Raw genomic sequence first — 15114 nt, forward strand, 5'->3', positions numbered from 1 at the left:
GGCTGACGCCTGCCCGGTGCTGGAAGGTTAAGGGGAGCGGTTAGGGGTTAAACCCGAAGCTGTGAACCGAAGCCCCAGTAAACGGCGGCCGTAACTATAACGGTCCTAAGGTAGCGAAATTCCTTGTCAGGTAAATTCTGACCCGCACGAATGGCGTAACGACTTGGGCGCTGTCTCAACGAGAGATCCGGTGAAATTTTAATACCTGTGAAGATGCAGGTTACCCGCGACAAGACGGAAAGACCCCATGGAGCTTTACTGCAGCTTGATATTGGATTTGGGTACGATCTGTACAGGATAGGTGGGAGCCTAGGAAACAGGAGCGCCAGCTTCTGTGGAGGCAACGTTGGGATACCACCCTGATCGTATCTAGGTTCTAACTTGGTACCGTAATCCGGTGCGAGGACAGTGTCAGGTGGGCAGTTTGACTGGGGCGGTCGCCTCCTAAAGAGTAACGGAGGCGCCCAAAGGTTCCCTCAGAATGGTTGGAAATCATTCGAAGAGTGTAAAGGCACAAGGGAGCTTGACTGCGAGACCTACAAGTCGAGCAGGGACGAAAGTCGGGCTTAGTGATCCGGTGGTACCGCATGGAAGGGCCATCGCTCAACGGATAAAAGCTACCCTGGGGATAACAGGCTTATCTCCCCCAAGAGTCCACATCGACGGGGAGGTTTGGCACCTCGATGTCGGCTCATCGCATCCTGGGGCTGAAGTAGGTCCCAAGGGTTGGGCTGTTCGCCCATTAAAGCGGTACGCGAGCTGGGTTCAGAACGTCGTGAGACAGTTCGGTCCCTATCTGTCGTGGGCGTAGGAAATTTGAGAGGAGCTGTCCTTAGTACGAGAGGACCGGGATGGACGTACCGCTGGTGTACCAGTTGTTCCGCCAGGAGCACCGCTGGGTAGCTATGTACGGACGGGATAAGCGCTGAAAGCATCTAAGCGTGAAGCCCCCCTCAAGATGAGATTTCCCAATTAGTAAGACCCCTTGAAGACGACGAGGTAGATAGGCTGGGGGTGGAAGTGCAGCAATGCATGGAGCTGACCAGTACTAATCGGTCGAGGGCTTATCCAAAAAACATAAATCGTGAATTGTTTCGTATCTAGTTTTCAGGGAGTAAATCCTTGTTATAACGATTTTTCAAGAAGCGAAAGCTTCGAAAAATCATGTTTGGTGGCGATAGCGGAGGGGTTCCACACGTACCCATCCCGAACACGACCGTTAAGCCCTCCAGCGCCGATGGTACTTGGACCGCAGGGTCCTGGGAGAGTAGGACGCCGCCAAGCTAAAGATAACCCATTTCCTCTAATAGGAAGTGGGTTGTTTTTTTTATTTTCAGCGATAAATTACATGAAAAAGATGCATTCTATGTCATAGATGGTGTAAGTTCATCGAATTACAATTCTACGAAACAGGAGTGCCATTATTCGATTAAATTAGGTTTTGTCCGCATCTCAGATACACTTGTTTTTCTAGTGCAATACTCTCTTTCATAGCAGGTTACTTTTCCTTGACAGTGCAAATGGGCCTTTGCTAAGATGGCAATAATATATTTTCAGAAAACGGTCGAAAGTTCTCAAATGGGGCTGATTTTCGGATCTTTAAGGCTATATAAATAAAGGAGGAACATCCTGGTGTGGGAAGATAAGTTCGGTAAAGAAGGTTTAACGTTTGATGATGTATTGTTAGTACCTCGTAAATCTGAGGTTTTGCCTAAACAAGTTGATGTATCGGTTCGTTTGAGCGAGAATATCAAGCTTAACATTCCACTCATTAGTGCTGCAATGGATACTGTTACAGAAGCGCCTTTGGCTATTGCCATCGCAAGAGAAGGCGGTATTGGTATTATTCATAAGAATATGACAGCTGAGCAGCAAGCAGAGGAAGTAGATCGTGTTAAGCGTTCCGAGAGTGGCGTCATTACGAACCCTTTTTCTTTGACCAGAGATCATTTGGTATCGGATGCTGAAGGTGTTATGGCTAAATTCCGTATTTCTGGTGTGCCTATCGTCGATGATCAGCAGAAGCTTGTTGGTATTCTTACTAACCGCGATTTGCGTTTCATCCATGATTACAACATCAAAATCTCCGAAGTAATGACAAGCGAGAACCTGGTTACTGCACCGGTGGGTACAACTTTGGATCAAGCTGAAGAGATCCTGCAAAAGCATAAGATTGAGAAACTTCCTTTGGTTGACGAAACGAACACACTCAAAGGACTTATTACGATTAAAGATATTGAAAAAGCAATCCAATTCCCTCACGCAGCCAAAGATGCACAAGGACGTCTTGTGGTGGGTGCAGCGGTTGGTATCTCTCAAGATCTATACGAGCGTACAGAAGCTCTGGTTAAAGCCGGTGTTGACTTGATCTCCATCGACTCAGCACATGGACACAGCAAAAACATTATTGATGCAGTTCGCAAACTACGTGGTCTATACCCGGAACTGACAATCATTGCAGGTAACGTGGCAACAGGCGAAGCGACTCGCGAGCTTATCGAAGCCGGCGCATCTGTAGTTAAGGTCGGTATTGGTCCAGGTTCAATCTGTACGACTCGTGTCGTAGCAGGTATCGGTGTACCTCAAATTACTGCGATTTATGATTGTGCTTCTGTTGCAAGAGAATATAACGTTCCTATCATTGCAGATGGAGGTATTAAATACTCCGGAGAAATTACGAAGGCACTTGCTGCTGGAGCCCATGCTGTTATGATGGGAAGCTTGTTTGCAGGTACGGAAGAAAGCCCTGGTGAGTTTGAAATTTATCAAGGCCGCCGTTTCAAAGGATATCGGGGTATGGGCTCGATCAGCGCTATGAAAAAAGGTAGTGCAGACCGTTACTTCCAAGATAATGATCAGAGCAAGAAGCTTGTACCGGAAGGAATTGAGGGACGTGTAGCTTATAAAGGTCCACTAAGCGACACAGTTCATCAGCTTATGGGTGGTCTTCGTGCAGGTATGGGTTACTGTGGAACAGAAACTCTCGATCAGCTTCGTAACGACACTCAATTTATTCGTATCACAAATGCTGGCTTACGTGAGAGCCATCCGCATGATGTACAGATTACGAAGGAAGCACCTAACTACGCTTTGTAGAATATAATTTTCTATACTGATGATTCCTTCATCAATATAGAGTCTCATGATTATAGACAGGCAGGTTGAAATTAACCTGACCTGTCTTTTTTTGCACAATATCGTGTGTTAAAATGAAACAGTGCTTGTTCCGCTAAATGAATCGCTGTTGAGACATTTATTTTAAGCTCGTTTTAGCAGTGAGATAAATCTGCCTGCAATTCGCTGCGTATCCTGTGGTTTAGGATCGTGGTATAGAATATAGATTCTTAATATCTCGGCACGATTGAATTCATGCATACGAAGTAATTACGAACGAATTGGGTTTTGCACATCATTGATTGAGAAATTAGAGGAGGATTTATTCCATTGAAGAAATACAGTGAATTATTAGAGCATTCCACTAAGGGAAAGAAGGCGAAAATGAAGAAGAGGATTGCTACGGTTATGGTTGTGAATATGCTCTCCATGGCGGTGCTTCCAGCAGCTGTGTTTGGAGCTTCCGTTCCTGTAGCAACGGCCACAACAACAAATACAGATACGACAGCTGAAACGACTGCGGCAACAATTGCAGCAACAGCTAAGGTCCCGTCTCCAGACTCGGTTAATCTTAACGTAAAGGCAGCAATATTGCTGGAGCCAACCACGGGTGAGGTGCTTCTATCTGTTAATGCGGACGAGGCTTTGGCGCCTGCGAGTATGACCAAGATGATGACGGAGTATATCGTAGCTGAGAAGGTCAAACAAGGGGAGCTTTCGTGGGATACCGAAGTTACCGTCAAGAAAAATGCAGCTAGCAGTGAGGGCTCACGAATCTTCCTAGCAGAAGGTGACACACATACGGTAGAAGAGCTATACATAGCGATGGCTGTAGGCTCAGCCAATGACGCAACTGTAGCACTTGCAGAATATGTTGCTGGTTCAGAGCAAGAGTTTGTTAAGCTGATGAATGAAGAAGCCAAGCGGATGGGAATGACGAAAACCCATTTCATCAATTCGACTGGCCTTGACCGTGCAGATATGCCTGAGGAATTCCGTCCTGCGGAAGATGAGGAAATTACGATGTCTGCAATGGATGCAGCAATATTGGCTAAGTATATCATTACTGACCATCCGGATTTTGCCAAATACACAGCGATTCCATCCTTGAAATTCCGCGAAACGGATCAAGAGCCGATGGTGAACTGGAACTGGATGCTTGAAGCGAACAAAGACATTACGAACTTCAAACAGTTTGCTTACGAAGGCCTGGATGGATTGAAGACAGGACATACGGCAAGAGCAGGCAACAATTTTACGGGTACGGCTGAACGAGATGGCATGCGACTGATTAGTGTCGTTATGGGTGCTGATTCACAAGCTAGCCGGTTTACAGAAACGAAGAAAGTGCTTGATTACGGCTTCGAGAATTTTGAAGTGAAGCAGGTCGTAGCTGCCAAGAGCGTTGTTCCAGGTGCAGAAACAGCTCCAGTGTTAAAAGGTAAGGAGAAAGAAGCACCAGTTGTAACGGAACAGGCAGTGAACTTCCTCGTACCTAAAGGAACAGAGAATGCAACTCCAACTTTTGAGACAAGCTTTGAAGGAGAAGGACTAACTGCACCTGTAGAAGCTGGAGCCAAAGCAGGCACTATTACGTACACTTACAAAATTGAAGGAATGGCAAGTGAACAGGTACAGACCGTGAACCTTGTGACCTCAGAGCCTGTAGAAAAAGCCGGCTGGTTCAGCCTGATGTTCCGTGCAATTGGGGACTTCTTCGGGGATATGTTCGACAGTATCAAAAATTTGTTTTAAGCTATGAAGTCAGTTTCTTAAACCAAATATTTTAAATCAAATAAAATTGTCCATAGCGGAGATAATGACAACTAGACAGGTCATATAAGCACGATCTGCCCTAGGTTCATTTTCGCTGTCCAGGTGATCTTCGGATAGAACGTCAAATCCAGTAAAATTGTTGTATAATAAGGATGTATAAGGTAAAATATCAAGTTAGAATTCTATTTTATGGTCGATAAATATAATATGTTTTTCTAAGTATACACACCTTATTTATAGGGACCTAAGTGGAAGAACTGCTGCATATTATGGGGGGCGTAAAAGGATATGGAAACAGGAACATCTCGTGTTAAAAGAGGCATGGCAGAAATGCAAAAAGGCGGCGTCATCATGGACGTCATGAACGCGGAGCAGGCAAAAATTGCAGAAGCATCAGGTGCAACTGCGGTTATGGCTCTTGAGCGGGTACCTTCTGACATTCGTGCGGCCGGTGGTGTGGCGCGTATGGCTGATCCAACCATCGTTGAAGAGGTTATGAAGGTTGTATCTATTCCGGTTATGGCTAAGGCGCGTATCGGTCATTACGTTGAAGCGAAAGTACTGGAATCACTAGGTGTTGACTATCTTGATGAGAGCGAAGTGCTTACGCCTGCGGATGAAGTGTTCCATATCGATAAGCATGAGTTCACTGTACCATTTGTATGTGGCGCGAAGGATTTAGGAGAGGCGCTAAGACGGATTGGTGAAGGGGCATCCATGATTCGTACAAAAGGCGAGCCGGGAACAGGTAACATCGTTGAGGCCGTTCGTCATATGCGTTTCATTAACAGCCAAATTCGCAAAGTACAGAACATGTCCAAGGATGAATTGTATGCAGAAGCGAAAAATCTGGGCGTGACTTATGAGCTTCTGCGTGAAGTCCATGAGAATGGAAAGCTACCTGTCGTTAACTTTGCAGCAGGCGGTGTAGCGACTCCAGCAGATGCAGCGCTCATGATGCACTTGGGCGCAGATGGTGTATTCGTAGGATCAGGTATTTTCAAATCGGACAACCCTGAGAAATTTGCTCGTGCAATCGTGGAAGCGACAACTCATTATACCGACTACAAACTGATTGCCGAAGTTTCCAAGAACTTAGGAGCCCCTATGAAAGGGATTGAAATATCCAAATTGACTGCAGCAGAACGCATGTCCGATCGCGGTTGGTAAGAGAGAAGGGAACCGAGTTGAAGATTGGTGTATTGGCGCTACAAGGTGCAGTAGCTGAGCATATTCGAAGTGTAGAGCTAGCTGGTGGTGTAGGCTTCTCTATTAAGAAGGTGGAGCAATTAAACGATATAGACGGTTTAATTATTCCTGGCGGAGAGAGTACAACGATTGGTAAGCTGATGAGAAAGTATAACTTCATTGATGCAATTCGGCAATTTTCCGCGGCTGGCAAGCCAATATTCGGCACTTGTGCTGGTTTGATTGTGCTAGCTGAGCGAATTGCCGGCGGTGAAGAACCACATCTAGGATTGATGAACATGACGGTTTCAAGAAATGCTTTTGGCCGTCAGCGTGAGAGCTTTGAGACCGACTTGCAGATGGTTGGCATCGAAGAGACGGTACGCGCAGTGTTTATTCGTGCTCCGCTCATTCAATCTATTGGAGACGAGGTTACGGTTCTATCTATGTATCAAGACGAAATCGTGACAGCCCGTCAAGGGCATTTGCTCGCATGCTCCTTCCATCCGGAGCTCACGGATGATTATCGATTACATCAGTATTTTGTGCAGATGGTAGAGAGCAGCCTGTAAGGTTTGAGATAATTGTACTTTTAAACGATCTTGCCCGGGTAAGGCACGAAAAACTTCTCCCACAGGCTTGTATAAGCTTTGCGGGAGGAGCTTTTCCTATTTTTCAGGCAAGGTTGTTTTCGTAGGAGGGATTATTCGTGTTAGATGTTAAAATATTGAGAAATGACTTCGGTCGAGTAGAGCAAGCACTAAAGAACCGAGGCAAATCAGTGGAGCTTATTGCGGAATTCCCCAAGCTGGATATGCGTCGACGGGAATTGCTGCAAGAGGTAGAGCTACTAAAGAATCGCCGGAATACAGTATCCGGTGAAGTGGCCAAACGCAAGAAGAACAAAGAGGATGCAGAAGAGCTGATTCTGGAGATGCGTGAGGTATCCGATCGTATTAAGCAGATGGATGAAGAAATTCGTACGCTTGAATCCGAGATCAATGATTTGACGATGGCGATTCCTAACCTGCCGCATGAGAGTGTTCCGGTGGGAGCTTCTGAGGATGAGAATGTAGAGGTTCGCCGCTGGTCTGAAGCAAGAGAGTTCAGCTTCGCACCAAAAGCGCACTGGGATGTAGCTGGGGAGCTGGGAATACTTGATTTTGAAGCTGCTGCTAAGGTAACTGGCTCTAGATTTACTTTCTATAAAGGTCTAGGTGCACGTCTTGAGCGGGCATTGATTAACTTCATGATGGACCTTCATAGTAATCATCATGGTTATGAAGAGATTCTGCCGCCGATGATTGTTAATCAGGACAGTCTGTATGGTACAGGACAGCTGCCTAAATTCGAAGAGGACCTGTTCAAGATCAAGGATACCGAGTATTACTTGATTCCAACGGCAGAAGTACCGGTAACGAACTATCACCGTGAGGAGATTATCCCTGCAGAAGAGCTGCCTCAGAAATTTGTCGCTTACAGCTCTTGCTTCCGTTCTGAAGCCGGATCGGCAGGGCGTGATACAAGAGGTCTGATCAGACAGCACCAATTCAACAAAGTAGAGATGCTGAAGTTCTCGCTGCCTGAGAATTCTTATGAAGAACTGGAAGAGATGACCCTCAATGCAGAACGTGTTCTGCAGCTTCTGGAGCTGCCTTACCGCGTTATGGCGCTGTGTACAGCAGATATGGGCTTTACATCAGCGAAGACGTATGACCTTGAAGTATGGCTGCCTGAGAGCGGGATGTACCGCGAGATCTCCTCTTGCTCTAACTGTGAGGATTTTCAGGCTAGACGGGCAAACATTCGTTTCCGCAGAGAAGCGAAGGCCAAGCCTGAATTTTTGCATACGCTGAATGGATCTGGTCTAGCGGTAGGCAGAACGGTAGCGGCTATTCTGGAGAATTATCAGCAGGAAGATGGAAGTGTCATTATTCCAAAAGTACTCGTTCCATATATGGGCGGAGTAGAAAAAATCACATCTAAGAAGTAGTAGAGATGTCTTCTATATTGCGGATAGGATAAAAATTAAAAATAACTTGCAATTGTGTACTAGCTGTGATAAAATAATTTTTGTTACGCGTTATATAAATTTAGCGCCAAATAAAGCATTATTTTATCCTGGAGAGGTACCGAAGCGGTCATAACGGGGCGGTCTTGAAAACCGTTAGGGGGCAACTCCACATGGGTTCGAATCCCATCCTCTCCGCCATACATAGCATAATCAAGCCATTCTCTATTATAGAGATGGCTTTTTTGTTTTATATCAGTTCATGACAAGGGCCGATGCATAAAAAGCGACCGTATTTCGCACTTTATAAGGTGTGGAGGTGCTAATATAAATGAGCCAAAATTTTGATATCGATCAGAATCAGCTTGTTCATGCCTGGCAAGAAAGACTGCCTGTAATACTAAATCAGGGAGATCAAGCTCAGGTGCATGCCGATGAGGCGGATCAGCAAGCAATCCGTATTCATATTGATGCGGCAGGACGTCAATTGTACTCATTTGATTTTCGCTGTGCGTATGTGGACAACCGTGAAGTGAAGGTAGATCTCATTGATGTAGAAAAAGACGGGCTTCATATGGATGAACGCACCGATGCAATACAGCAGATGACGCAGGATTACACACGTCATATCCATGAATGTGCCCAAGCGGTGCAGCAGTTAACCAATCCTTAGGAGGGATTCACGAATGGGTAAGCCAAGAGCAGTTCCTGTCCCTGAAGCACAGGCTTCACAAGGGGGTAAAGAGAAGCGTGATCATGCTTCGGGTCCCGCGCCGTTGTCAGGCTCCAAAAAGGTGAAGAACCGCAATCATGTGGACCATAACAATCCGGAAGGATAGTTATTGATTATTTATTTGTACGTGAGTGATAATGCATTTTTGTGAAAAGGCCATGCTTTTAAAGCAGAGGCTTTTTTATTTTTCGTATTTATGAAAATCCGCAACGTGACAAGAAAAACCCTCGCAAACCTCTAAATGAAAACGCTTATAAAACGGTGTCGAAAAAAGACGAAATTAACTAAATTAGATTTTTATAAATCTATAGCACCAAAATTGACCAAAAGTGTTTATACTTATGAGCTAATGGTTTATTATGTTATGGTGTGATTTATGGAAATGGTGCTTTGGAAAGGGGAAAAACAACAAATGAAAAAGGGATTCACGAAAGGCTTGTTTGCATTAATGCTGTCGATGGTGTTAATTCTGGCAGGCTGCGGAGCCAAGCAAGAGCCGAAAGAGGCGGTACAAACGGCAGCAACACAAGCTGCAGAAATGACCTCTTATGCAATGACGAGTAAAGTAAAAATCGACAACTTAAGCTTTAGCTCTGCTGAAAATTCCGAGGACATGGCTATGTTTATGTCCATGCTGAAGGATGCTGAGCTTACGGTTGACGGCGTGTTCCAAAATGATCCGATGCAGGCAGAGTTTACGCTGGGCATCGCAATCAAGGGCGATATGGAGATGACGTATAACATCCCAATGGTGGTGACTACGGAGAAGGTATACGTTAAGGTACCGAACATACCTATGCTTCCAATGCCTGAAACCCTTATTGATAAATACATTGAGCTGGATATGAAGAAGCTTGCTGAGGAAGAAGGCGTAGAGTGGAATCCAGCAGCGATGGATGTTGCTAAATCCCAAGAGCTGACGAATGAAATTAGCGAGGCAGTTCTTGCAGAATACGATCAGGATACGTACTTCAAAAACCTAGAGACAGATGCAGTTACACTTCCAGAGGATGTAGAGGCTAAACAGATCGTACAATTTGCAATTACCAATGACAATGTGAAGGAAGCCATTACCGTCTTGGTAAACAACGCACTGCCTAAAGTACTCGATATCATCAGCAAGGATGAATACAAAGAGATGCTCCAGCTGACAGATGAGGATATTGCAGAAGCGAAGGAAGCACTTACAGCGACAGATCAAAGCCAGATGGCAGCAGATCTGGAAGAGCTGAAGAATTATTTGACGATCAACACATTCAACATCAATACAGCGATTAACAAGGATAACATCCCTGCGTACCAAGAAGCGATTGTGGATATCGTGATCAACGATCCAGACACGGAAGAGGTTATTAACCTTGCGCTGACAGGTACGAATCATTATTCCAAAATTAACGAAAAGCCTGAATTCGTCATTGGTATTCCTGCGGGAGATGATGTAGTAACTATGGAAGAGTTTGAAGAAGTATTGAACGAGTATTACTACAGCTATTAATTCCGATTGGTGTTATAAATGAGATTGCCATTATATAATGATAATTCGATGGAGATACATCAGTTTTATACACAAGAAAACCCGTCAGCTCGACGGGTTTTTTTATTATGTCTTATAGTAGCTAAGTACGTGTAACTTGCGTAACACATGACCGCTCACTAGCTCAGGTGATCATGCAGTTCATTGAAGGCATTAGTCATGTCTATCATTGGGATTTAACAAAGAATAGATCTGGTGATCCTGCCAGCGGCCAGCAATCAGCAAATATCCCCGGGCAATGCCCTCTGGGATGAAGCCGTTCTTCTCGAGGACACGGCGGGACGCCTCATTGTGAAGAAGAATGGATGCCTGTATCCGGTGAAGCTCAAGTGAACGGAAGGCAAATAAGAGGATCAGCTTAACCGCGGCGCTCATATAGCCTTTACCCATGTAATCTATATGCGTAAAATAACCTAAATCTGCATACTGAGCCACTCCACGTGCGATATTGGTGAGACTGACCTGTCCAATCAGCTTATCGGTATTTTCCTCGAAAACTCCAAAATAGTAGCCCTGGTCCTGCTCCGCTTCCTGCTGCCTGGATCGGATTCTGTTTCTCAAGGATTCCAGAGTGTAAAATTCATCTCCTCTAATGGGTTCAAAGGGGGCGTGATGCTCTCTGCTAGCCATATACATAGCTTGTAACGCTTCCGTATCTTCTATTGCATAAGGCCTGATATAGATTCCGTGTTGTGTATCCCGAAGAATTGTATCCACCTGTTATTCACCCTCCGTACGTGGCTTTCGGCGAAGCTTTCTAAAGAAGGACGTAAGCAGCGCAGCACATTCCTCCTGTAACACGCCACTTGTAATCTCGGTCTGATGATTAAATCGAGATTCCTGAAGCAAATTCATGAGCGTACCGGCGCAGCCGGCCTTCGGATCTGTTGTTCCATACACAACATGAGGAATTCTAGATTGTACGATGGCACCCGCACACATCGGGCAGGGTTCGAGCGTGACATACAGCTTACAGTCGAGCAATCTCCATGCTTTCAAATGCTCGCTTGCTTGTTTAATAGCAATGATCTCGGCATGTGCTGTCGCATCATATTGAAGCTCTCTAAGATTGTATCCCCGGCCAATGATCTCATTGTCTTTAACTACAATCGCTCCAATAGGCACTTCACCTAATGCCTCTGCCTTTATTGCCTCACTTATGGCTTCTCTCATCCAATACTCATCTGTGAATAAAAAATCCTCGTTTTTACCGATTTGGGACTGAAATTCGTTCATTTATGCAGTTCCTGCCTTTCCTTATTCCAATTATCCAACGAACAAATATTCGATTGTTAACATGTTGTGCATAACTCTGTGGATAACCTTGTAGTTGCTAACAAGTTTGTACACATATTATCCAAAGGCCTGTGGATTTGTGCACAAATATGTGTATTATTTTTCATATCGCGTTTCGAGCCTATTTAATTAATTGTAGATTTAACCTCAGGATATATCAAATCAATAAATAGAAAATTCCTATAAATTACTGCATAGTTACGAATCAGATTCCTTTTCAAATAGACCACTTAAAGGTATGATGGTTTTATAAATACATAAAGTCCTAAGAAGTAGTAAATAAAGTCACATTTCGCCAGGATATGAGCCAAGAGGTGAGCTGAAGTCTTGTCCATTAAAATAAAATTATCTTTAGTAATGTCATTCTCGGTACTCATTATACTCGGGCTCAACATTGCATTAAGCTATTATACGACCCAGGAGAATTTACAGCAGGACAGTGAGAAGCGGGCCGTTTCGGCTGCCAAGCAGATCGCACTTGCAGTGGAGCAGAATCAGAATAGCACGGAGTCCATTAAGAAGCAGATATCCAAGAACATATGGCTGGCTTCCATTATAGCAGCCAATCAATTAGATCCCGATATCAAGAACGTCACGATCGAGCAGTTAGAACAGTTAAGTGAAGAAACCGGAGTTACCGATATTTCACTCATGATTCAAACAGAGGACGATATCATTGTGAGTAAATCCTCTGACCCAAATGAGATTGGCTTATCCACCAAGAAAATGACCTATTGGTACGAGGCTTTTAAACAGCTGTTTGCCTTCAATCAAGTAACAATACCTCAGGGAATTACCTATGATCACTACTGGTCCGATGGATTTGAATATGCCACTTCAGACCCGGATAACATCAATATTTGGGGATATTATCACGATGGAGAACGCAATTACATCATTAATCCTTTTCTGAATGCGTCTGAGGTGGAAGACTATGTCGTGTTCTCAAGTCCAGATGGAATGATTGAGAAGGTAAAGGATGTGAATCCATCCATTCTATCCATTGCAGGGATTAATCCGTCCACATTTGGACAGCCGTCTATGGCACCCGATGGAACGGATGAGCTCAACTATAAATTTGGGACCCGGCCGATTATGTTCGGCACGTATGAGTATGGGCAGATCAAGGAAGATGGCACAGCAATTCATAAAGCGATTGAAACCGGTAATAATGTGTCTTATGTAACGAATGTGGATAATAAAAAAGTATTGAAGAATATGATTCCGATTCCGAACCCGGAAGGCGGCTCCTACATCATAAGCATTATAACCGATTATCAGGAGATCCAGGGCGTTATAACCGAGCAGCTGGTTAGTCATATTGCCGTATCACTTGTTTTATTGGAGATTGTCATATTTGGCAGCTATTTATTGGCTTCTGCATATACAAAGCCTATCCAAATTGTGCTCTCTAAGGTAAATGAGGTGGCAGATGGACATTTCAATATTGGATTGCAGCTGAAGCGTCATGATGAGCTTGGTCAGCTGTCTAACGGAATTAATGCGATGATCCGCAATCTCGGTCATTACACGAATCGCCTCAAGCAGATGTATGAGGAAAATCGAGCAGTGAAGGAGCATCTTGAGTCGGTGATAAACCAGACAGCGGATGCCATTCATATTACAGATGAGAACAGTAATGTAATTCAGGTAAACCGGGCTTTTGAACAATTATATGGATGGACCAGTCAGGAGATTGTCGGCAAACCGCTGACCAATGTACCGGATGAATTAATCGACGAAGAAAAAGAGCGGACGCAGAAGCTTCATGAGGGCTTGACCGTTCCTTATATCGAATCTTACCGTTTAGCCAAGGATGGCAGTAGAATTGAGGTCAGTGTGAGCACAGCACCTATCAGGGACAACGAAGGCAAGATCACGGGGTTTATTAGTATTTCTAGAGACATTACGGGCCGCAAGCGGATGGAGGAAATGCTCCGCAGGTCAGAGAAGCTGACGACCGTTGGACAGCTGGCAGCAGGTGTAGCCCATGAAATACGTAATCCTCTGACAACACTTCGGGGCTTCATTCAGCTGCAGCAGCAGACCAAGAAGCTGAATCCGAGGCATATCGACCTTATGCTGTCAGAGCTGGACCGGATTAATTTGATTGTCGGCGAGTTCCTCATATTGGCTAAGCCTCAGGCGGTTAATTTCCAGCAGAAGGACATCCGGTTTATTATGGGTGATGTCATTTCTCTGCTCGACAGCCAAGCTCATATGCACGGTATCGAATTCGATATTGAGGCCGAGGGACCATCGATTGTGCATTGCGGAGAGAATCAATTGAAGCAGGTGTTTATCAATATTTTAAAAAATGGGATGGAAGCAATGCCGGATGGAGGAACGATCCGTATTGCGATCTCTAAGACTCCCGATGAGCAGATTAGAATCCGAATAAAGGATCAAGGCATTGGTATTCCGGAGGATATCATGCATAAGCTTGGTGAGCCGTTCTTTACGAATAAGGAAACGGGAACTGGGCTTGGACTTATGGTCTGTCAGCGACTAATTCAGGCTCATAAAGGCACGATGGAAATTGAAAGTGAGAAGGGTAAAGGAACGACGGTAACCATTCTTTTACCCGAGGTCCTAGATGGTGACACCGACCCTTCTGATGTTGAAGCAGTTTAAGCATCCAGATTTTTTAATGTTAGGTGAGTGAATGAATGCGAATTAATAAATTTATTAGTGAAACAGGCTATTGTTCCCGAAGAGAGGCGGACAAGCTGGTAGACAGCGGAAAAGTAACAATCAACGGAGTTGTGGCTGTCCTTGGCAGTCAGGCGGAGGAAGGGGACGAAGTGCTGGTTGATGGGAAGCCGCTTCGTGCCAAAGGCAACACCGTATATATTGCATTAAACAAGCCTGTCGGCATTACCAGTACGACAGAGCAGCACATTGAAGGAAACATCGTAGATTTTGTGGGTCACCAAGAACGTATTTTTCCGATTGGCCGGTTGGACAAGGATTCAGAGGGTCTGATCTTAATGACGAATGATGGAGATATCGTTAACAAAATCCTCCGGGCCGAAGGAAAGCATGAGAAGGAATATATTGTGACTGTGAACAGGCCGGTGACAGAGTCTTTCCTGAGAGGAATGTCCAGCGGTGTGAAGATACTAGGTGAGAGAACACTGCCTTGTACGGTGACTCGCATCTCCGACAAGACCTTTCGCATCATTCTGACGGAAGGGAAGAATCGGCAGATTCGGCGGATGTGCAGTGCGTTTGGATATGAAGTGCGCAAACTGAAGCGAATTCGGATCATGAACATTCATCTCGGTTCCCAAACGATCGGTACTTGGCGAGAATTAAGTGAGCAGGAGAAATCGGAATTAGGGAATCTCCTGAATTACAAGCTGATCTAAGCAAGCACGAGCAATGACCATATAACAAAGCCTCCAACAGGATTGGAGGCTTTGTTTATTTCCGTGCAAATGGATCCATTCACTTGTCCTA

General features: G+C 44.9%; 12 protein-coding genes, 1 tRNA gene and 2 rRNA genes (1 of these 15 running past the window's edge). 13 read left to right on the forward strand and 2 right to left on the reverse strand.

The features are described 5' to 3' along the window. The 11 genes from PUW25_RS00385 to PUW25_RS00435 form a co-directional block, all read left to right on the forward strand. A 23S ribosomal RNA gene (locus PUW25_RS00385) occupies nt 1-1072 on the forward strand (it extends 1861 nt beyond the left edge of the window). 95 nt (nt 1073-1167) lie between these two features. After that, a 5S ribosomal RNA gene (gene rrf / locus PUW25_RS00390) occupies nt 1168-1284 on the forward strand. A gap of 348 nt (nt 1285-1632) precedes the next feature. Further along, a complete protein-coding gene (guaB, locus tag PUW25_RS00395) occupies nt 1633-3096 on the forward strand; it encodes an IMP dehydrogenase (protein WP_047914363.1) in 1464 nt (487 codons plus the stop codon). Nucleotides 3097-3498: 402 nt separating this feature from the next. Beyond that, nucleotides 3499-4869, forward strand: a complete 1371-nt coding sequence (locus PUW25_RS00400) for a D-alanyl-D-alanine carboxypeptidase family protein (RefSeq protein ID WP_274338616.1) — start codon at nt 3499-3501, stop codon at nt 4867-4869. A 309-nt stretch (nt 4870-5178) separates the two neighbouring features. After that, nucleotides 5179-6060, forward strand: a complete 882-nt coding sequence (gene pdxS, locus PUW25_RS00405) for a pyridoxal 5'-phosphate synthase lyase subunit PdxS (protein WP_047914362.1) — start codon at nt 5179-5181, stop codon at nt 6058-6060. Nucleotides 6061-6077: 17 nt separating this feature from the next. After that, nucleotides 6078-6650, forward strand: a complete 573-nt coding sequence (gene pdxT, locus PUW25_RS00410; RefSeq protein WP_274337863.1) for a pyridoxal 5'-phosphate synthase glutaminase subunit PdxT — start codon at nt 6078-6080, stop codon at nt 6648-6650. Nucleotides 6651-6787: 137 nt separating this feature from the next. Continuing rightward, a complete protein-coding gene (gene serS / locus PUW25_RS00415) occupies nt 6788-8071 on the forward strand; it encodes a serine--tRNA ligase (RefSeq protein WP_205055249.1) in 1284 nt (427 codons plus the stop codon). 130 nt (nt 8072-8201) lie between these two features. Continuing rightward, nucleotides 8202-8290, forward strand: a tRNA-Ser gene (locus tag PUW25_RS00420). A gap of 130 nt (nt 8291-8420) precedes the next feature. Then, nucleotides 8421-8762, forward strand: a complete 342-nt coding sequence (locus tag PUW25_RS00425) for a hypothetical protein (protein ID WP_205055248.1) — start codon at nt 8421-8423, stop codon at nt 8760-8762. Between the two features lie 13 nt (nt 8763-8775). Further along, nucleotides 8776-8928 carry a small acid-soluble spore protein P gene (locus PUW25_RS00430; protein WP_205055247.1) on the forward strand — a complete coding sequence of 51 codons (153 nt, stop codon included), beginning with the start codon at nt 8776-8778 and terminating at the stop codon, nt 8926-8928. Between the two features lie 306 nt (nt 8929-9234). After that, complete coding sequence (locus PUW25_RS00435) at nt 9235-10317, forward strand: hypothetical protein (RefSeq protein ID WP_274337864.1); 1083 nt, start codon at nt 9235-9237, stop codon at nt 10315-10317. A 192-nt stretch (nt 10318-10509) separates the two neighbouring features. Here the strand turns inward: PUW25_RS00435 and PUW25_RS00440 are convergent, their stop codons facing one another. Continuing rightward, nucleotides 10510-11073 carry a GNAT family N-acetyltransferase gene (locus tag PUW25_RS00440; protein ID WP_274337865.1) on the reverse strand — a complete coding sequence of 188 codons (564 nt, stop codon included), beginning with the start codon at nt 11071-11073 and terminating at the stop codon, nt 10510-10512. 3 nt (nt 11074-11076) lie between these two features. Beyond that, entirely contained in the window at nt 11077-11592 is a 516-nt protein-coding gene (gene tadA / locus PUW25_RS00445; RefSeq protein ID WP_274337866.1) for a tRNA adenosine(34) deaminase TadA, read from the reverse strand. Nucleotides 11593-11979: 387 nt separating this feature from the next. On the opposite strand from tadA, the gene PUW25_RS00450 reads away from it, so the two are divergent. Further along, entirely contained in the window at nt 11980-14286 is a 2307-nt protein-coding gene (locus PUW25_RS00450; protein ID WP_274337867.1) for a PAS domain S-box protein, read from the forward strand. A 35-nt stretch (nt 14287-14321) separates the two neighbouring features. Then, nucleotides 14322-15023: a pseudouridine synthase gene (locus PUW25_RS00455; RefSeq protein ID WP_274337868.1), complete on the forward strand. Its 702-nt coding sequence runs from the start codon at nt 14322-14324 to the stop codon at nt 15021-15023. Nucleotides 15024-15114: the final 91 nt, after the last annotated feature.

Origin of the sequence: Paenibacillus urinalis, assembly GCF_028747985.1 — a bacterium.
GTDB lineage: Bacteria > Bacillota > Bacilli > Paenibacillales > Paenibacillaceae > Paenibacillus > Paenibacillus urinalis.

Coding starts and splice junctions, on each gene's coding strand:
- PUW25_RS00430 (WP_205055247.1), top strand. CDS start 8,776: ATGGGTAAGCCAAGAGCAGTTCCTGTCCCTGAAGCACAGGCTTCACAA.
- PUW25_RS00455 (WP_274337868.1), top strand. CDS start 14,322: ATGCGAATTAATAAATTTATTAGTGAAACAGGCTATTGTTCCCGAAGA.
- PUW25_RS00400 (WP_274338616.1), top strand. CDS start 3,499: ATGAAGAAGAGGATTGCTACGGTTATGGTTGTGAATATGCTCTCCATG.
- pdxS (WP_047914362.1), top strand. CDS start 5,179: ATGGAAACAGGAACATCTCGTGTTAAAAGAGGCATGGCAGAAATGCAA.
- tadA (WP_274337866.1), bottom strand. CDS start 11,592: ATGAACGAATTTCAGTCCCAAATCGGTAAAAACGAGGATTTTTTATTC.
- PUW25_RS00425 (WP_205055248.1), top strand. CDS start 8,421: ATGAGCCAAAATTTTGATATCGATCAGAATCAGCTTGTTCATGCCTGG.
- PUW25_RS00435 (WP_274337864.1), top strand. CDS start 9,235: ATGAAAAAGGGATTCACGAAAGGCTTGTTTGCATTAATGCTGTCGATG.